The 14,734-nt window shown below is 51.7% G+C and carries 26 protein-coding genes; 19 read left to right on the plus strand and 7 right to left on the minus strand.

Annotated features, from left to right (window positions below; translation table 11 throughout):
* Nucleotides 1-198 precede the first annotated feature (198 nt).
* From H6F80_RS12725 to H6F80_RS12780, 12 genes are all read left to right on the plus strand, one after another.
* Complete coding sequence (locus tag H6F80_RS12725; RefSeq protein ID WP_190791916.1) at nucleotides 199-1,173, plus strand: ParM/StbA family protein; 975 nt, start codon at nucleotides 199-201, stop codon at nucleotides 1,171-1,173.
* A gap of 10 nt (nucleotides 1,174-1,183) precedes the next feature.
* On the plus strand, nucleotides 1,184-1,411 hold the full coding sequence (locus H6F80_RS12730; RefSeq protein WP_190791917.1) for a hypothetical protein: 228 nt from the start codon (nucleotides 1,184-1,186) through the stop codon (nucleotides 1,409-1,411).
* 98 nt (nucleotides 1,412-1,509) lie between these two features.
* Entirely contained in the window at nucleotides 1,510-1,698 is a 189-nt protein-coding gene (locus H6F80_RS12735; protein WP_190791918.1) for a hypothetical protein, read from the plus strand.
* Between the two features lie 4 nt (nucleotides 1,699-1,702).
* Nucleotides 1,703-1,849 carry a hypothetical protein gene (locus H6F80_RS12740; RefSeq protein WP_190791919.1) on the plus strand — a complete coding sequence of 49 codons (147 nt, stop codon included), beginning with the start codon at nucleotides 1,703-1,705 and terminating at the stop codon, nucleotides 1,847-1,849.
* Nucleotides 1,850-1,883: 34 nt separating this feature from the next.
* Nucleotides 1,884-2,072 carry a hypothetical protein gene (locus tag H6F80_RS12745; RefSeq protein ID WP_190791920.1) on the plus strand — a complete coding sequence of 63 codons (189 nt, stop codon included), beginning with the start codon at nucleotides 1,884-1,886 and terminating at the stop codon, nucleotides 2,070-2,072.
* Nucleotides 2,073-2,129: 57 nt separating this feature from the next.
* Nucleotides 2,130-2,492, plus strand: a complete 363-nt coding sequence (locus H6F80_RS12750; protein ID WP_190791921.1) for a hypothetical protein — start codon at nucleotides 2,130-2,132, stop codon at nucleotides 2,490-2,492.
* Complete coding sequence (locus H6F80_RS12755; RefSeq protein WP_190791922.1) at nucleotides 2,482-2,970, plus strand: hypothetical protein; 489 nt, start codon at nucleotides 2,482-2,484, stop codon at nucleotides 2,968-2,970. Before H6F80_RS12750 ends, H6F80_RS12755 begins: the two co-directional genes overlap by 11 nt.
* Entirely contained in the window at nucleotides 2,967-4,295 is a 1,329-nt protein-coding gene (locus H6F80_RS12760) for a P-loop NTPase family protein (RefSeq protein ID WP_190791923.1), read from the plus strand. The genes H6F80_RS12755 and H6F80_RS12760 overlap by 4 nt, the downstream gene beginning before the upstream one ends.
* A gap of 114 nt (nucleotides 4,296-4,409) precedes the next feature.
* On the plus strand, nucleotides 4,410-4,613 hold the full coding sequence (locus H6F80_RS12765) for a hypothetical protein (protein ID WP_190791924.1): 204 nt from the start codon (nucleotides 4,410-4,412) through the stop codon (nucleotides 4,611-4,613).
* 107 nt (nucleotides 4,614-4,720) lie between these two features.
* Nucleotides 4,721-6,595, plus strand: coding sequence for a trypsin-like peptidase domain-containing protein (locus tag H6F80_RS12770; protein WP_190791925.1), 1,875 nt, complete (start codon nucleotides 4,721-4,723; stop codon nucleotides 6,593-6,595).
* A complete protein-coding gene (locus tag H6F80_RS12775) occupies nucleotides 6,592-6,822 on the plus strand; it encodes a hypothetical protein (RefSeq protein WP_190791926.1) in 231 nt (76 codons plus the stop codon). Before H6F80_RS12770 ends, H6F80_RS12775 begins: the two co-directional genes overlap by 4 nt.
* A gap of 75 nt (nucleotides 6,823-6,897) precedes the next feature.
* Nucleotides 6,898-7,416: a GAF domain-containing protein gene (locus tag H6F80_RS12780; protein ID WP_190791927.1), complete on the plus strand. Its 519-nt coding sequence runs from the start codon at nucleotides 6,898-6,900 to the stop codon at nucleotides 7,414-7,416.
* A gap of 275 nt (nucleotides 7,417-7,691) precedes the next feature.
* Here H6F80_RS12780 and H6F80_RS12785 read toward each other — a convergent pair whose 3' ends face one another.
* Complete coding sequence (locus H6F80_RS12785; protein ID WP_190791928.1) at nucleotides 7,692-7,913, minus strand: hypothetical protein; 222 nt, start codon at nucleotides 7,911-7,913, stop codon at nucleotides 7,692-7,694.
* Between the two features lie 272 nt (nucleotides 7,914-8,185).
* Between H6F80_RS12785 and H6F80_RS12790 the strand changes: the two genes are divergently transcribed.
* Nucleotides 8,186-8,578, plus strand: coding sequence for a hypothetical protein (locus H6F80_RS12790; protein ID WP_190791942.1), 393 nt, complete (start codon nucleotides 8,186-8,188; stop codon nucleotides 8,576-8,578).
* Between the two features lie 70 nt (nucleotides 8,579-8,648).
* Here the strand turns inward: H6F80_RS12790 and H6F80_RS12795 are convergent, their stop codons facing one another.
* From H6F80_RS12795 to H6F80_RS12805, 3 genes are all read right to left on the minus strand, one after another.
* The gene (locus H6F80_RS12795; RefSeq protein WP_199296540.1) at nucleotides 8,649-8,795 is read right to left on the minus strand and encodes a helix-turn-helix domain-containing protein; all 147 of its coding nucleotides are present in this window, start codon (nucleotides 8,793-8,795) and stop codon (nucleotides 8,649-8,651) included.
* 61 nt (nucleotides 8,796-8,856) lie between these two features.
* Nucleotides 8,857-9,264 carry a helix-turn-helix domain-containing protein gene (locus H6F80_RS12800; RefSeq protein WP_190791929.1) on the minus strand — a complete coding sequence of 136 codons (408 nt, stop codon included), beginning with the start codon at nucleotides 9,262-9,264 and terminating at the stop codon, nucleotides 8,857-8,859.
* A gap of 89 nt (nucleotides 9,265-9,353) precedes the next feature.
* Nucleotides 9,354-9,845 (minus strand): helix-turn-helix domain-containing protein, encoded by a 492-nt coding sequence (locus tag H6F80_RS12805; RefSeq protein WP_347277872.1) that lies wholly within the window; start codon nucleotides 9,843-9,845, stop codon nucleotides 9,354-9,356.
* A 168-nt stretch (nucleotides 9,846-10,013) separates the two neighbouring features.
* Between H6F80_RS12805 and H6F80_RS12810 the strand changes: the two genes are divergently transcribed.
* From H6F80_RS12810 to H6F80_RS12830, 5 genes are all read left to right on the plus strand, one after another.
* Nucleotides 10,014-10,466, plus strand: coding sequence for a hypothetical protein (locus H6F80_RS12810; RefSeq protein WP_190791931.1), 453 nt, complete (start codon nucleotides 10,014-10,016; stop codon nucleotides 10,464-10,466).
* Nucleotides 10,467-10,558: 92 nt separating this feature from the next.
* Entirely contained in the window at nucleotides 10,559-10,741 is a 183-nt protein-coding gene (locus H6F80_RS12815) for a hypothetical protein (RefSeq protein WP_190791932.1), read from the plus strand.
* 34 nt (nucleotides 10,742-10,775) lie between these two features.
* A complete protein-coding gene (locus tag H6F80_RS12820) occupies nucleotides 10,776-11,201 on the plus strand; it encodes a hypothetical protein (protein WP_190791933.1) in 426 nt (141 codons plus the stop codon).
* A gap of 52 nt (nucleotides 11,202-11,253) precedes the next feature.
* Nucleotides 11,254-11,463, plus strand: coding sequence for a hypothetical protein (locus H6F80_RS12825; RefSeq protein ID WP_206755066.1), 210 nt, complete (start codon nucleotides 11,254-11,256; stop codon nucleotides 11,461-11,463).
* Between the two features lie 231 nt (nucleotides 11,464-11,694).
* Nucleotides 11,695-12,639: a hypothetical protein gene (locus tag H6F80_RS12830; RefSeq protein WP_190791935.1), complete on the plus strand. Its 945-nt coding sequence runs from the start codon at nucleotides 11,695-11,697 to the stop codon at nucleotides 12,637-12,639.
* Between the two features lie 20 nt (nucleotides 12,640-12,659).
* Here the strand turns inward: H6F80_RS12830 and H6F80_RS12835 are convergent, their stop codons facing one another.
* The 3 genes from H6F80_RS12835 to H6F80_RS12845 all read right to left on the minus strand — a co-directional run bounded on the left by H6F80_RS12835 (nucleotide 12,660) and on the right by H6F80_RS12845 (nucleotide 13,766).
* Nucleotides 12,660-12,845, minus strand: a complete 186-nt coding sequence (locus H6F80_RS12835) for a hypothetical protein (RefSeq protein ID WP_190791936.1) — start codon at nucleotides 12,843-12,845, stop codon at nucleotides 12,660-12,662.
* An 83-nt stretch (nucleotides 12,846-12,928) separates the two neighbouring features.
* Nucleotides 12,929-13,351, minus strand: a complete 423-nt coding sequence (locus tag H6F80_RS12840) for a hypothetical protein (protein WP_190791937.1) — start codon at nucleotides 13,349-13,351, stop codon at nucleotides 12,929-12,931.
* Between the two features lie 175 nt (nucleotides 13,352-13,526).
* Nucleotides 13,527-13,766: a hypothetical protein gene (locus tag H6F80_RS12845; RefSeq protein ID WP_190791938.1), complete on the minus strand. Its 240-nt coding sequence runs from the start codon at nucleotides 13,764-13,766 to the stop codon at nucleotides 13,527-13,529.
* 217 nt (nucleotides 13,767-13,983) lie between these two features.
* Here H6F80_RS12845 and H6F80_RS12850 point away from each other — a divergent pair, with 217 nt between their 5' ends.
* The gene (locus H6F80_RS12850) at nucleotides 13,984-14,556 is read left to right on the plus strand and encodes a tyrosine-type recombinase/integrase (protein WP_190791939.1); all 573 of its coding nucleotides are present in this window, start codon (nucleotides 13,984-13,986) and stop codon (nucleotides 14,554-14,556) included.
* Nucleotides 14,557-14,734 lie beyond the last annotated feature (178 nt).

A 14,734-nucleotide genomic window follows, 5' to 3' on the forward strand; every position in this document is an offset into this window, starting at 1 on the left:
ATTAAATAACCTGTTGCTACCATGCTATAACATGCTAATATCTAGTTGCAAGTGGGTGCAAGCGTAACAAGTCGAAACGATCGCACCCACCCCAGATTTTCTTAAGAACTGCATCAAGGCCAATCACTGAAAGGAGCAGCCCTTTATTTAGGGGCAGTTTTTGGGACTGCAACATCTGTACTATTTGGAGACAATTGCATGAGTTTGACAACGATCGCACTCGACCCCGGCAATTTCCAGATCAAAGTCTGTGATGGGACGGAGCAGCCGCGCTCAATTCGATCGGTTCAGTACCGTTTACCTCGTGGCGTGAATGCCCTGAAAGCCTTGAGAAACAGCCCGATCATCGAGTTTGAGGACGGCACACGCTACCACGTTGGACACCAGGCGTTTAAGTACGCCAGCCAGGAACAGACCGTTACCACCGACAAAGCCCAGCTTGCCCGCCTGCACTTCTACAGCGCGATCGCGCAAACCGCTGGTGATGTTCGGCTCATCGTTTCGCACCATTCGCCCGAAGTTTACGCCCATGTTTTAACCGCTTCTCTCGCTGGAAAGCACAGCTTCAAGCGCAACGGTCAGCAGCATCAGGTCAACGTGGTGAACGTCGAGGTTGTACCGGAAGGAATTGGCGCATACTGGCAGGCGCAGGCAGCAGGATTCACCTCTAATTCTGGCTACAGCATTGTGCTGGATCTGGGTGGCTCATCCTGGCTGTATCGGGTCATTGATGCTGATGGCGACATCATCGCCGGAGACGTGGGCGATCGCTTTGGCTCCTACCACTTGGCAAAGCAAATCGCCGCAGACGATCGGCTCAAAACTCCGCTGCGGCGATTCGGCATCACGTCACCTGATGTTGGCTCAATCCTCGACGGCTTCACCCGTGGGCACTGCTACCAGGAAACTGGAATTAGCTGGGCTGCATGGTTCCCCGAATATTTAGACCCCTGGTTTAAGCAAATTTTGGGAACTGTGCAGTCCGCTTGCACTGCTCATCTGCCCTCAACTCGCCGCTTTATTGTCGCTGGGGGCGCTGCTCATCTGGTTGAGGCAAAGTTGCGAGGCGTGAATCCGTTTGTGGTGATGCCTAACCCTGAATTTGCCAATGTGCAGGGAATGTTCTACCACGCCGCGCCCGTGTCCGATCGTTTGCTGACCATCGTTGCTTGAGGAATGCGCAATGATGCCACAAACCAGAATCAGCAAAGATGTTTGGCAATTAGGGGAGGAAATTGCGGCAGCGCGAGGACTGGGAACCCCCAGGCAGGCGATCGAAGCAGTGGTGAGGGTTTATGCCCGTCATTATCTGCAAGGTTCACAGCCCGTTGACCCGCCCGCAGCTCCCCCCGCAGTGCAGCCAACAGCATCAGCCCAGGACGCGCTAAGCAGCGTTCTTTCAAGCCTTTAACTCATGCTGAACCAACTCCTCAGCACGATCGCAGCCCAGCGAAGGGAGATCGATCGGCTCAGGGCACAGCAAAAAGCACTGTACAAGGATTTGAACTGATGACACTCGAACAAAGATACACACAGCAACAGATCGAAGCAGCGAAACGAAACGCCAAGCTGCATGGATTCAAACAAGTTCCCTCCTCTGATCTCGCCATCCAGTTTTTACGGCTGTATCACGCCACTGAAGACAGGATGAGCCATGCAGGGCAGCAGAATTTCTGGAAAAAACATCTAAGGAGTTAGCCCAATGACTTTCATCCGCATTGACTACGCTAGCCAGATCGAGCAGTACCGAAAGCACCGCGATCGCGCCAAACTAGCCCGGAGTCTACCGATCGCCAATCTTAAGGAGAAACAGGCTGTCATCGATTGGATTGTGCAAAACGTTCGCTAATCCATCCTCAACCCTATAGGAGATACATCACCAAATGGATAAAACTTACATCAACAAGCAGCTTCAAGTCTTCAAGAATTCGCTCCTTCCCCAGGCAACTCGCATAGACGCTCTCTGGAGGATTGCCAGCGCAAACGACCTTACCCGGCATCCCTCGACTCTCGACCAGCAGGAACAGCAGAGGACGATTGCCTGGTTGCGCCAACAGGGATTTCAAGTTTAGCCACTGCCGCAGACCTGAGAAATCGAAGCAGTGGCACTCACTAGGAGCAACCTCATTATGAAACGACTTACAAACCTATTCCACCCTCGATCGCTTCTTGGATACGCCGCAATCAGTCTTGGCATCATTATTGGGACCAATGCGGCGATCGGCGAATTCAGAGCAGATGTTGCTGACCGTTACGAAGTCAGCCAACAGCAATGGGGACGGTTCCAGGGTTATGTGTTTAGCCTAATGCCCACCGTCCTTGGTTCAACGCTGGTGTTCTATGCACTGTCGCAACTGCTAGCGACTACCGATGAAGCCGATCGTCGTGCGCTGAAGCAACTGGCAGAGCGCAAGCTAGCCTCTCCGCTTCTAACCGACGAAGAAACAGTTTTCTGGAGTCGTGTGGTGGAGGAATCAAGCCATGAACGGTAAACTTGCCGCCGTTGGCATTGTCGTAGTGGCGTTTATGGCTCGGGGCATCTCAGCCCCGGCAACCGCACCCAAAGCTACAGCATCAGACCGGACGGAGCAGCCGGAGACGACCGATCGCCCTGCCGCTACTCCGTTTAAGACAGTTGCTAACACCAGTTTCGATTCTGGGGTGAAGCAGGCGATTTATGCCCGCGCTGCATTCCTCTACGACCGTGCCCAGGATGAAGGGAACGCGATCGGATGGCTGAACAACCATTACCGCACCGTAGCCGGTGACATTGGCTATCTCCGCAGATCGCTGGGCAGTCCCACGGGTGAAGCCGATCAGTTTGCTCAAACGGTGAACCGATCAGCTGAACTGGCTGCTACTGCCCTGGCGATCGACTGGATGAAGACTTCCCGCCCTCGATTCGATCGGGCTGCTGTAAACCTTTCCCCCATCCTTGAACAGTATCAGCAGACGAGGGGGCAGCAATGACCAGCAAACCTGAGAAATTCATTATTGGCGGTCTGCTTACCTCTGGCATCGGTCTGTTTGTGTTTGCTAACTCTGCTGTGCAGTGGTCAGCCTGCCTCGCCGCCTGGGGGACTGCTGAGGCGATGCGAAGCCGCCGCAAGCTTTCCTATAGCGAAGTAGTTCAGGGAACGCTGGTCTACTCGCAGGACGTTCTAGGGGAAGTGGCAGAAGTGGTCAGCCCTGTTACTGATGCGATCGAGCGTCAGCGGGTCCAATTGCTTACCAGTGCCCTGAAGCAGATGCCGATGGGCGATCGGATTGCGGAGCAGTTCATTAACCGCACTGGCTTGAAATCGGATTGGTTCGACTCCTTCGAGTCTCGTCCGTTTGTCGTTTGCGGCGAAAGTGGAGACGGGAAAACATTCCTGCTCAAGTACCGTGTGCAGCGGTTCATCCAGGCATATCCAGACGGAGAGCTGCTGATTTGCGACATCGACTACGGCAGCAGCCACAAAGGAAGTGAGCCGAATACATGGTTCGGTTTGCCCGTGGGTAAGGTTGTCCAGGTTGAGCCGGAAGACATCACTGCCACGATCAAGTATGTTGCTGATGAACTTGAAGCGAGGGCTAAGTCTTCTCACCAGACGGAAGGCGACCGCCCCCAGAAAAAGCCGCTGCTGTTAGTCATCGATGAATGGGTGAGCTACTACCAAAGCCTCTCCGGTAAGGAGCAGGACGAGGTAATCGAGCTTATCCGCAAATTCAACGTGCGAGGGCTGAAACAGAATGTTCACGTTGTTCTGGGGCTGCACAGCTTAGCGGTAGGCGAAACAGGACTGGATAAGGCACTGATTCGGAAGTTTGATGTTCTGATGCTGCGCCGTGCTGCTCAGGAGCCAGACAACTACATGAACATTGGCGCAACGTCCGATCGTGTCTCTGCTGCGATTGACCGCATTCGGGGATTGCCCAAAGTCATTAAAGGCTTACGGCCCTGTGTGGTCTACGCCGACAAGGAGTTGAGCGTTAAAGCACTTCCCCATCTGGAAGTGAACGAGGCGATCGAACTGGTGGCAACGCCGGAGCCGATCGACCCTGACCAGCAATGGCTAGACGAAATCTGGACACCGGAGACAGAGGGCAAGATTCTTGCTCGAATGGCAGAGCGAACGGTTCAGGGCAAAGCGGCGATCGCTTATCAGGAATTTGCAGGACTGGCAGGACTGGCGAAAAAATTGCGGACGAACGACTCGCGTCGCTATCAACTCCTGAAAAATCGCATTGACGATCTACACGCTCGAAACTTCTCGCAATCAGGGAACAGGGAACAGCCAGCCGACGATTGATTTTTGGAACAACAGGCAAGTCAAGGCTTCCAGCGTTGCTGTTCCCTCTGCTCCTGTTCCCTGCTGTTCCCTTTACTCCCCCTCCCACCCACAAAAAACGGAGATTTTTGCCTCATGAATATTGGAAATTTGATCGCCGGAGCCTGCGTCGTTGCCGTGTGCATCCCCTGGATGTTGACCAGTCTCAACCGTGGACACATCAACTTGAACGGGATTGTTCTGGACTTTGCGGAGACGATTACCGAAATCATCACCCGACAGGAAGCCAACTTTAGCCAGACATCGGAGCAGCCCAATCAGGATCAGGAGGGGCTGTAAATGCTGGGTTCAGCGGTTAAAGCACTCAACCTCTTTATCGCCGTCCTCACAGCACTGGCGATCGGTCAGATGGCATTCCCAAACTGGACATCAGGACAGGTGCAGCGATGGCAGCAGATACAGAACAGCGCGAAATCCTCGCAGAACTCCGAGAACTCAAAGCCGAATTCGCAGCCGTCCACAAGCGACTCGACAAACTCGACTCCATCGACCAAACCACAAAACGCACCGAGCGCAAAACCAATCGAGGATTCGCAGCTATAGGCGAAACGTTGGCATGGCAAGACCTCATTCAGAATTTGATTCTCTATGGGGTTTGCCTTGCTTCTGTCAGCGTGGTCACTTCGATCGGGGTGATTCGGTCAGAGGTTTGCCCAAAAGCCCCAGGCTGGGCACTACACCTTATCCCGTTTGGCAACGTCATCTGTGCCGGAACTGCTGACAAACCTGCTGTCAATGCTGATCCGATCGTTGCCCTGCGTCGAGCCATCATTGGGCAAGAATCGAACGGCAACCATACGGCGATGAATGCTTCCGGCAGTGGGGCAACTGGATTAGGGCAAGTGATGCCAGAGAACATCGCTGCCTGGTCGCAGCAGTGCATTGGTCGATCGTTGTCCCAAGATGAATTCAAAGGCAATGCCGATCTACAGCTTCAGATCATTGATTGCAAGCTTAAAGAGTATTGGAATCAGGTAGACGGAGACGACGAAACGCGGGTAAGGAAAGTCGCGTCGATGTGGTATTCCGGGCAGTCCGCCAAGTATGACGATTCCACCCCGCAAAGTTGGGCAGGCAACAGCTATCCTTCGATTCGGGAATACACGCTGAAAGTATTGGAGCGGTGGAAGAAGGAACTGCAAAGCGCACCCATCAGCAGCACTGCAGCAGGAAAAGCCACCCCATTCAAAGGAATTCAGGTCACATCTGCTAAAGATGCCAGCGGAGAGCCAGGGCTTGATTATGTGGTTTCTGGCGGTCAGCGCGGGGCTGAATTTGGGGCACTCGCTGCCGGAAGCGTGGTTGAAGTTGTAGCCGATCAGAACTGGGAATCCCACCTTGAAGCTGGAGGAACCCAGCGAGGTTACGGGAATCTAGTAGTTGTTCGAGTGAATGAAGCGGGCAACGAAATTGATATGCTTTACGCCCACCTCGATCGCGTCGATGTCAAAGAAGGCGATCGGATCGATGTGGGTACGGTGCTGGGAACTCAGGGGAGAACGGGCAGCACAACCGCGCCTCACGTCTCTGTAGACTTTTTCGCACCAGGTACGCGAACGGCTAATGCTGCTTCTCTGGCGATGCGCGATCGAATTGCGGGCATCCTGGCAAGCAATCCTGACTCGCTGAATGGGCAAGTTCAAACCGCCCAAACTCCCGCACCAGCAGCAGATAAGCCGATGTGGGATTTCTCTGGCGTTCGCTTGCCATTTTTCCAGCCGCCCGCACCAGCAGTCAGCAGCAAGCCAGAAAACAGCGTACCCGGCATCCAGCAGCCTGAAGGCGGGATGTGTGGCTCCGTTGCTGTCGCACCCGATCGGCTTATCACCGCTGCCCACTGCATTAAATCCAGCGAAGTCACGATCGTTCCCCAGTCCGGCGAATGGCTGAAAGGAACTGTGGTGAAGCAATCCGCAGAAACAGACCTTGCTCTGATTCAGGTAGACGGCGCAAACTTCCCAGTTCTGCCGATGGGCAGCAGCCCCCAGGCAGGCGAGGCGGTAACGGCGATCGGGTATCCACTGGTAAACGGGTCGAAGCTGACCGTCACACCCTCGACAGTGCAGGCAACAGAGCAGTTCTGCGGCAAGCGGGATATGAGATGTTTCTCTGTTCCCTCTGGCGTTTTATCTGGGGGATTCAGTGGTGGTGGGATGGTAAACGCTCGCGGGGAACTGGTGGGAATTAACAGGGCGATCGGAGAAGCGAACGGTATCGGCTATGCAATCCCGATCGACGTGGTGAAGGAGTTCGCGCAATGAAGCATCACACTTTCCCCCTAATCGATCGCAACGGTCAGCGGGTCATCATGCAGCAAACTGGAGAGGCAGGAATCATCGTGCATCGTGGCACTTGTGCCTATTGGGTCGAGTTTGCCGATCGGTGTGAAGTGCGATCGGCTTATAAACTCGACTATCTAAACGAGTCAGAGCAACAGTACAGCAGCAAGCAGTCAACTGTAACGCTAAAGCAAGGTTCAATCAATTGAGGGCTTGAAGCCTTTTCTAAAATGACGCAACATAGTTGAACGATAAAGCCCCACTGCTGCATTGTTCGAAAGTCTATGCTTCCCAGATCTCACTTATCGTCACATTCTACAAAGGCACTTGCTGCCTTCCGTGAACTTCTTAGGGTAGGGGGTGTTCGCGCCGCGCTGCAATTCCTCAACTCCATCAGTCGTCATCGCTTCACCGCCGTTTTTCGCTTTGAAGGGGACATCCTGCGTAACTTGCACTTGATTGACCGGGAGAACCCCAAGATTGAGCGTTGCCCAGATTTACCAGTAATAGAGTCCTATTGTCTCTTCGTGCGGAGTGCTGTCAAGCCTTTTATTGTCAGTGAATCCCTGGAGGACGATCGAGTGCAAGGGCATCCAAAACAGCAGATGGTGCGCTCCTACTGTGGCGTGCCGCTGTTAGATGAGAATGGAGAACTGTTTGGCACAATCTGCCACTTCGATTTCAAGCCCATTCCTTTTACGGCTGAAGAGGCATTTTTGCTCGATGAGATTGCGCCATACCTTGTCAGAGCAATTCAGGACACGGAATGGCGTTTAGCCCCTGAAGAGAAGAAACCGCATTAATTCTTGCTGACTTGATGCAATTACAAAACCCTCGACCAGTGCGGTCGGGGGCTTTTCCTGGGGAACGGCTCAATTCATGAAAACGCCCTTAATTAGCTGGGGCAGTTTATTAAGCAGATTTGTTATGTACTTATAATCACAAATTTGCTTTACATCTTCATCCTGCTAGCGATAGGAAAAATAGCGGAGGTACTCTGACGATCAGATTAGGGGAATTCCCCCATCAGCTACGACTTGAGGATTAGGAACGCTGAGACGATCGCCGCAAACCAGGCTCATAATTCCTCAACGCTCGCGGTGAGGTAATCGACATCAATCGGGCGATTGAGGAAAGCACGGGTGAGGGTGTAAGCATTCCGATCGAAGTCTTTCACCAGCAGTTCAAGATGCCATGACGATCGCTTATTTTTGGTAGCTGTTTGGTATCTAAACGCTTTGCGCTGATCTGCCCAAGATTCCTCTATAGAGCGTCTTTTCAGGATTGCTAACGTCGGCACGTTTGGTTGATTTTAGATGCAGATTTAAGGTCATTAGTAAAGTCATTTTGCAGTCGTTAGAGTGCTTGATTAGACTGACTTCCCACCGTTTATTCAGGTAATGGGATAGCGAAAAGCCTTCGACCAGCACGATTGAGCCGCGTATGCAGTGAATCAATACATCAGTTTGAAGCAATTCACTGCTATCGGCTTCAATGGCAGAACCCTAGAAGTTGATGTAGAAGCAGCCTTAGACTAAAGCTCAGCCGTAAAGAAAAAATAGTCAGAGGTTTATGGAAGCGGTTCAATCGCAGCAAGTAGATAACTTCTACGGGAGAAATGGAGAAGTCGTTTTCTGGATCAGCCAGCAAACAGAGCCAGTTGCAGACACAGAGTCACGAATCAAAGAGTTAGAGTCACAAATTCCAGCCCTTCGATCGGAGATCTGGGAATTGCGTACCGAAGTTGCAAATCTAAGGACTAATGCTTCCAGCTTAGAGAGCAAATTTAACAGCATTAATCAAAGCGTTTCCGGCTCCGCCGTGTTTTTAGTGGGCTGCTTTTGTGCGCTATGGGCGCAGAATACTAGACGTAATCCCTGGTTATGGTTTTTCTTTGGGATGCTGCTTTCCCCTATTTCATTGCTGGTGTTGTTAAGCAAAAACTCAGCAGATCAACGACGATAAGTTCTTAATCACCCTTTGCGATCGCCTGTCCAGCCAAGCTCGGAGCCGGAGCAATAGATGCTGATGATCACTACCCCGCGTCCTCATCTGGCTCATAAGACAGCAGTTCCCCAGGCTGGACACCCAAAGCTTTACACAATCCGTCCAGCGTTGCCTTCTCCAGTCGATCGGGCGAATTCGCATTCATCTTCAGGATGCCCAATGCAAAAAACCCCACCGTTTTTGGTGAAGGCTTGAGAAATTTTGCAGTTTGGCCGCTGATGTTAGGCAGAGCCTTGTCAGTCTTCTTTGCCTTTCATGGAACGATCGAACTCCTCCACCATCTCTTTGGCTTTGACGTAATTACCCTGTCTTACCGCTTCTGAAAGTCGCTTGAGCCAATCAGAGTCCTCTCTGAGACGCTCAACAGAGTTTTCAATCGCTTGAGTAAGAGCAGGTTGATCTGTGTTCACAAACGGGAACTTGAGCCAATCATTAGGGGTGCTACGGGGAAATGCTTTTGCTAAATCCTGCAACACCTTGCCAGTGGGGATGATTGATGGATCATTACACAGCTTCCGGACTGTGGTTTCAGACAAAGTTGAACCCGATCGGTTAACCGCCTTCCAGAGTCCGTAGGGAGTTAGATTGCGGCGATCGGCGAATTCTTTGACCCGGTTCCTTATTTTTGTTAAATCTTCCTGCATTGCGGCATCCTCATGGTTTCCGATTTAACGACAAACTTCTGATTGCATCCAGTCGGGGTTTACCTGTGTGGGAATGGAGGGCGATCAGGTCAGGCAGGAGAGCCGCTTTTTTCCCACAGATCCACATAACATTTCTCGCCGCTCTTTCGCTTTCCAAGTACCCCTTTTGTGTTTTTCAGTCCCACCCACTCAAGCCCATTCGCACTCTTAAAGGAAGTCAGACTCAATTGATAACCCCTCGACTGAGCAAGTTCCCATGCTTCCTTTAGGGTCAGTGTAGGTTCAACAGCACTACTTTTCGCAGATGGTTCAGAATTCTGATCTCTAGGGGATGTGGCGATCGGCTGCCCTGTTTCAGGAGCAGGGACGATCGGTTCTGGTTGCTCCACTTCGTATTTCAATAAGTCCCCTGGCTGGCACTGGAGGGCAGTACAGAGCTTGTCCAGAGCATCAAGGGTCAGAGATTTGGCTTTCCCGTACTCGATCTTCTGGATGTTTTGCAGGGTCATATCGCAAGCCTGAGCCAGTCGATTCTGGCTCAACCCCCTGCTTTCCCGTACTTCTTTCAGTTTGATTTTCACTGTCATCCCTCAAAGCTTATCAGCTAAAGGATAACACAGTTGACCAACCAATAGTTGGACAATCAATGGTTGACATACCAACCAACAGTTGGTAGATTAGAAATGTCAAAGGGCAGTGTCCAACGCCAATCAGACCACTGCCCAGCATCCAAGAAGGATTTTCCTATTATGCAACTCTCCATCAAATTTCAGTCCGATCGCTCCTACCTCGCCTCCTGGCAGTCCAGAATCATCGCCCGTTATGAACTGCTCAAAACCAAGCCTGAAGCCCGCCTGAAGTCGGTTTACTTGGGAGCAAAGTCGATGCCTGAGGCGCAGACGATCGCCAAGACAGTGACGAAATTGTTTCAGGTTCATGTTGATGTCCGCCCGGCGCAACGTTGCAGCACTGCCTTTGAAGTGGTGGTGAGAAATATCAAGGTTGCAGTGATGGCAGCGATCGAGAAGTTTGTACTGGCACTCATTACCGCTGCTGAGATGCCCACAGCACCAGCACCGAAGCCGATCGTACCAATCAAGCCAGTCGCACCGATGAATGTAGTTCCCTTGGTTCACCGTCCGGATCTGCCTGGTCGCAGCTTCCGCCGAACTTCTGACGGGAAATTGCTGAATCTCGCTTAGACGCTCGTTAGCTTCGCTCTTGCCAAAGGCAAACCGCCTCTCTCAATCTCCACACGGGAGAGGCAGCTGCAAACCCTACAGGACTTTTCACAATGCAATCCCAGACAAGCGCACCCAATCAAATTGCAGTGGCTCAGGTCGTTCTATGCCGTCCTGACGACTCACGATTCCAGACCGCGATCGTTTGTGACCATTTCGACTGCTGCGAACTAGCGCAACGGGTCGCGAACCAATACCCACAGCACACAATTCTGGCTACTCGCTGGCTCCACTAATTACTACGCACGTCGCTACAGGAGACACCCAATCATGACGGCACAAGGTTTTCTCACCCTTATCGCTGAATTGCTCATTCTTGGCTCGATCGCCCTCTACGGCTCACTTTTTCTGAATGGACTTATGAAGCGTCATCGCACCGTGCCGGGACAGCTATCGATCGATTTCTCTGCTATCGAGCAGCCGGAGCAGCCGGAGCCACGGCCAGAGCCGGAACCGATCGCACCCGCGCCCGTATTCGAGCATCGGATTTTGCCCTTCAAGCGGCGCACACTGAAAACGGAGCAACCCCAGGCGATCGACCTATCGCCCTTTTCCATCCGGCAACTGAAGGCGATCGCCTCTCGCGTAAAACTTCCCCGGTACAACGCCAACACCAAAGCGGAACTGCAAGCCCGACTGCTGGCAGAAGTGGAGCGCGATTTGCTTGTATCAAGTATGACTGACATTGCTGCGTGAAATACAGAGGGAATCAACGCCTCAAAGCAAGCCTAGTTAATTAAAGGAACCAATGATGAACGAGATCCAGAACATCTTTGCAAAGTATCGCTTGAAGATGAGACAGCTTGATGGAATTGCGATCGACCCTGATGGACTGACCTTGATCAACTGTCACACCGCAGACCAAGCAGACGCGATCAGTCGAGAGCGAAAACAGTTACCCACCGGACGCTATTTGCTTGCTGTTCAAGGGATGAGATACGTGTTAGTTGCAGTTTGATATTGGCGGAGCCGCCTAAATGGTTAACCCCCTCGATTTGAGGGGGTTTCGATTTTTGCGATCGCACTGACGCAGAGCAGCCCCCTCTTCCAACTTCTGTAAGAAGCAATCCGGGATGCCTTTCGCTTCTCAGGAAATATAAGCAAAGTCCTGTTCTACAGGGGGAAGCGAATTATGAACCAGTTGCTGCAGCTTGCTAAGCAGGGTGATCCAAGGGCGATCGCTACATTAATGAATCAATCTCTAAATCCTAAAGGACTATCGGTTCGAGCTGCTGTAAAAGGAAATTGCTTGCAGCTTCTCGTCCAGTCTCCCACTCCGCCGGAACAGCAGAAGATTGTTAGCTTCATTGCGCGAGGTTTGAATAAGCTAGCACCCCAGGGCATTACAACCGTTAAGGTTTGCGGTCAACAAATCGGTGAGGACATACCTGCTTGGATTGAAGAGATTCAATTAGGCTTCGCTCCTCCAGTACCACCAATTTCACCACCAGCATCCGCATCGGCTGCACCCCCTTTTGAATCAAGCAGCCAACCTCAGCAGATTAATCGCGACATGCCGCATTCCCAGAAGTCGGAGGACGATCCTGTGCGCTGTCCTCACTGCACGTCTACTCAGATCGGGGCGAACAAGAAAGGCTTTAGTGGCGGCAAAGCGATTGCAGGAGCAGTCTTACTGGGACCACTGGGTTTAGCCACTGGCTTGTGGGGCGCTCGCAAGGTGCAGCTAACCTGCCTCAAGTGTGGCTTTCAATGGAAGGCGGGCAAGACCACGCCTAAGCAAAATCATGCACCAATTCATAAGCCAATTTACAAGCCAAGTCAAAAGCCTAAGCCTGTTAAAGCCAAGGTTGAAAGGGCAAACTTGGTTGTTAAAGTTTTGATAGGAATCGGCGTTGGCGTTGTAGTTGCTTGGGTTATTACCATCCTGAGTGGTGCGCTGACTCATGGTGGAGTTGGGCCTATCTTTTTGGTCTCTATCTCGATATCGGGATTACTTGCTGCCTTCCTTAAAGAATTTGTTTTATTCCTAGCAGGCAATTGCCCTTACTGTGGCAACGATGTTCATATTCCGCACATTGGCATACCTATTGATTGCCCACACTGCAACAACCAAATCAGAACTGAATACGATAGTGCCAAGAATACAGCTTGGTTTCACCCAATCATTAAGTGAGATTGATAGGGATAGTCGGCTCAGACCGTCACACCAGAGCCAGTCAGCAGGATCGATCGCGGATTCGGGCATATCAAAAAGCCCGATGTGTAGGAATCGGGCATAGGATGTTTTGATTTTTGCAGTGTGCCCAGTGAGAGCAGTAGGGCAACTGGGAGGACGATCGCATTAAGGGGACCAGGCAGGGCGAATCCCTGCTCACACAAAAGTGCGGGAACTGAGGAATTGTAAGGTGTCGGCTTGAACTTTACAAAAAACTGGACTAATTGTGCCAGTTCAAGACAGAAGTTTAGTTGTACAGACCTCTTGCACGATACTCAGGGCACAGAATCGAAGCGGTTTCTCTTGCTGAGGCAAGCCATTCAGAATTAATGCTTCTGCCGCTGGGTAATCTCCCAGCTAAGTACTCTGCTGCTGCCGAATTTGCAGCATCGGAGGCTTGTCTAAGCGTGCCTCCTCTTGCCCTAGACTCACACCACGTATCTGCGTAGAGAGTCGCGCCATCATCCATAATCTGCGCGACTTCCTCCTCTGTTTGTTGAAGTGCAACTGGTTGAGCCATGGGACGGCAAACGTTGTTTAGCTCAACCTTCCTCCCAGCAGGATTCACCATGAAACACCCTTGCGCTTCTTGGGATAAAGCAGGTTGAACAGCAATTAAAACAGGGACGATCGCACTACCTACGACCACAGAGACACAGGGCAACTTCATAGCTTCTAGGGGCAAAACTCCGCTTTACTTTGCCGCCGGAGTTGTCAAGCTTCAGGGGGATCTTTGTGATTTTCCTGCAAAGCTCGACAAATTTTGATTGAGCAATTGAGCCAGCGCACCACAGACCCAGGTATCAGGGGAAGGGAGATCGAAACCCGATCGCCTTTACCACGCCTTACTTGCCCAGCAGCAGCGTTAGCCCTGCCAGTTTGCGCTCTACTTCAGAGAGCCGTGATTCCAGCGAGGCAACTTGACCGCCTACGGTGTTAGCGTCATTGCATCCCAAGTAAACCCCAATCGCTTCATAAATCACTTGGCTGGAGTTTCGACCGCTGGCGGTGGCGATCGATTCGATCTTTGCCTTCCACTCTGAACTGACTCGACAGCCGATCATCGGGTTTGATTGCTTGCCCATTTTGATTACTCTGTCAACTTTGCTAGCTCTTACATTGAGTATGCCCAGTCTCAAACTGATAACAGAGTTAGTCTTGTTTGCAATAAACAGGGGGTTATTCTCAATAAGTAAAATGTTTTTTGCATCTATGCGATTAAAGAACGGAATATCAATGCTTTGACCCCTCTACATGAACAAAGTATAATTTCTTCATGTAAAAACTGGGGGAAGGTAAGGGGTGAAAGTCGATCGGCATGGTCAATCTAAGGTGCTGTCACCAGATGAGGCGAAGCTGCTATTTGATGCGTTCCCGTCCGACCGCGATCGGGCGTTGTTCGGAATTTGTCTGTTCACAGGCTGCCGGGTGAATGAAGCCTGCACGATGTTGAGTGCCGATGTATTTGATGGCTCCGGCAATGTGCGAGCCAAAGTGACGATTAGGAAGGCGAACACAAAGGGCAAAGCGGAGACGCGGCAGGTTATCACCCATCCCACGCTGCGAGGGTATCTAGAAGCTTACGGTGGTGATCGCGGCAAGACTCATCTATTCCCAGGCCGGCACGGTCGAGGGCACATCAACCCACGGTCTGCTGATGCCATCCTGCGGGAGACGTGCGATCAGTTAGGGCTGGAGGGCGTTTCGACGCATAGCTTCAGACGGACCGCATTGACCCAGATGAGCAGTGCTGGCGTTCCCCTGCGAGTGATTCAGGAGATATCAGGACATCGGAGCCTGCAAGCTTTGCAGCGGTATCTAGAAGTATCAGAGCAGCAGGTCGAGGCAGCAGTAGGGGCGATCGGATTCAGATAGGGACTCAGCAAAATCGACCTTGCAAATCATTGGGCGAGGTCGATTTCAAAAGATTTTTCTAGTTCTATCCCTGTTTCATCACTCTAGAAGGAGTAAAATAGGGACAAGTTTGCTGAAGGCGAGCCAGGGCAATGGTTGCACCCCGTGAAGCAGTCACTACCGTCACGTTCATCGACAA

The organism is Leptolyngbya sp. FACHB-711 (assembly GCF_014695615.1).
GTDB lineage: Bacteria > Cyanobacteriota > Cyanobacteriia > Elainellales > Elainellaceae > Leptolyngbya_A.

Excerpts from the sequence above, each read along its gene's own strand:
- H6F80_RS12825 (WP_206755066.1), top strand. The coding sequence starts at position 11,254 with ATGATGAACGAGATCCAGAACATCTTTGCAAAGTATCGCTTGAAGATG.
- H6F80_RS12760 (WP_190791923.1), top strand. The coding sequence starts at position 2,967 with ATGACCAGCAAACCTGAGAAATTCATTATTGGCGGTCTGCTTACCTCT.
- H6F80_RS12725 (WP_190791916.1), top strand. The coding sequence starts at position 199 with ATGAGTTTGACAACGATCGCACTCGACCCCGGCAATTTCCAGATCAAA.
- H6F80_RS12845 (WP_190791938.1), bottom strand. The coding sequence starts at position 13,766 with ATGGGCAAGCAATCAAACCCGATGATCGGCTGTCGAGTCAGTTCAGAG.
- H6F80_RS12735 (WP_190791918.1), top strand. The coding sequence starts at position 1,510 with ATGACACTCGAACAAAGATACACACAGCAACAGATCGAAGCAGCGAAA.
- H6F80_RS12770 (WP_190791925.1), top strand. The coding sequence starts at position 4,721 with ATGGCAGCAGATACAGAACAGCGCGAAATCCTCGCAGAACTCCGAGAA.
- H6F80_RS12750 (WP_190791921.1), top strand. The coding sequence starts at position 2,130 with ATGAAACGACTTACAAACCTATTCCACCCTCGATCGCTTCTTGGATAC.
- H6F80_RS12800 (WP_190791929.1), bottom strand. The coding sequence starts at position 9,264 with ATGCAGGAAGATTTAACAAAAATAAGGAACCGGGTCAAAGAATTCGCC.
- H6F80_RS12775 (WP_190791926.1), top strand. The coding sequence starts at position 6,592 with ATGAAGCATCACACTTTCCCCCTAATCGATCGCAACGGTCAGCGGGTC.
- H6F80_RS12780 (WP_190791927.1), top strand. The coding sequence starts at position 6,898 with ATGCTTCCCAGATCTCACTTATCGTCACATTCTACAAAGGCACTTGCT.
- H6F80_RS12730 (WP_190791917.1), top strand. The coding sequence starts at position 1,184 with ATGATGCCACAAACCAGAATCAGCAAAGATGTTTGGCAATTAGGGGAG.
- H6F80_RS12810 (WP_190791931.1), top strand. The coding sequence starts at position 10,014 with ATGCAACTCTCCATCAAATTTCAGTCCGATCGCTCCTACCTCGCCTCC.
- H6F80_RS12765 (WP_190791924.1), top strand. The coding sequence starts at position 4,410 with ATGAATATTGGAAATTTGATCGCCGGAGCCTGCGTCGTTGCCGTGTGC.
- H6F80_RS12820 (WP_190791933.1), top strand. The coding sequence starts at position 10,776 with ATGACGGCACAAGGTTTTCTCACCCTTATCGCTGAATTGCTCATTCTT.
- H6F80_RS12755 (WP_190791922.1), top strand. The coding sequence starts at position 2,482 with ATGAACGGTAAACTTGCCGCCGTTGGCATTGTCGTAGTGGCGTTTATG.
- H6F80_RS12745 (WP_190791920.1), top strand. The coding sequence starts at position 1,884 with ATGGATAAAACTTACATCAACAAGCAGCTTCAAGTCTTCAAGAATTCG.
- H6F80_RS12815 (WP_190791932.1), top strand. The coding sequence starts at position 10,559 with ATGCAATCCCAGACAAGCGCACCCAATCAAATTGCAGTGGCTCAGGTC.
- H6F80_RS12740 (WP_190791919.1), top strand. The coding sequence starts at position 1,703 with ATGACTTTCATCCGCATTGACTACGCTAGCCAGATCGAGCAGTACCGA.
- H6F80_RS12830 (WP_190791935.1), top strand. The coding sequence starts at position 11,695 with ATGAATCAATCTCTAAATCCTAAAGGACTATCGGTTCGAGCTGCTGTA.
- H6F80_RS12840 (WP_190791937.1), bottom strand. The coding sequence starts at position 13,351 with ATGAAGTTGCCCTGTGTCTCTGTGGTCGTAGGTAGTGCGATCGTCCCT.
- H6F80_RS12790 (WP_190791942.1), top strand. The coding sequence starts at position 8,186 with ATGGAAGCGGTTCAATCGCAGCAAGTAGATAACTTCTACGGGAGAAAT.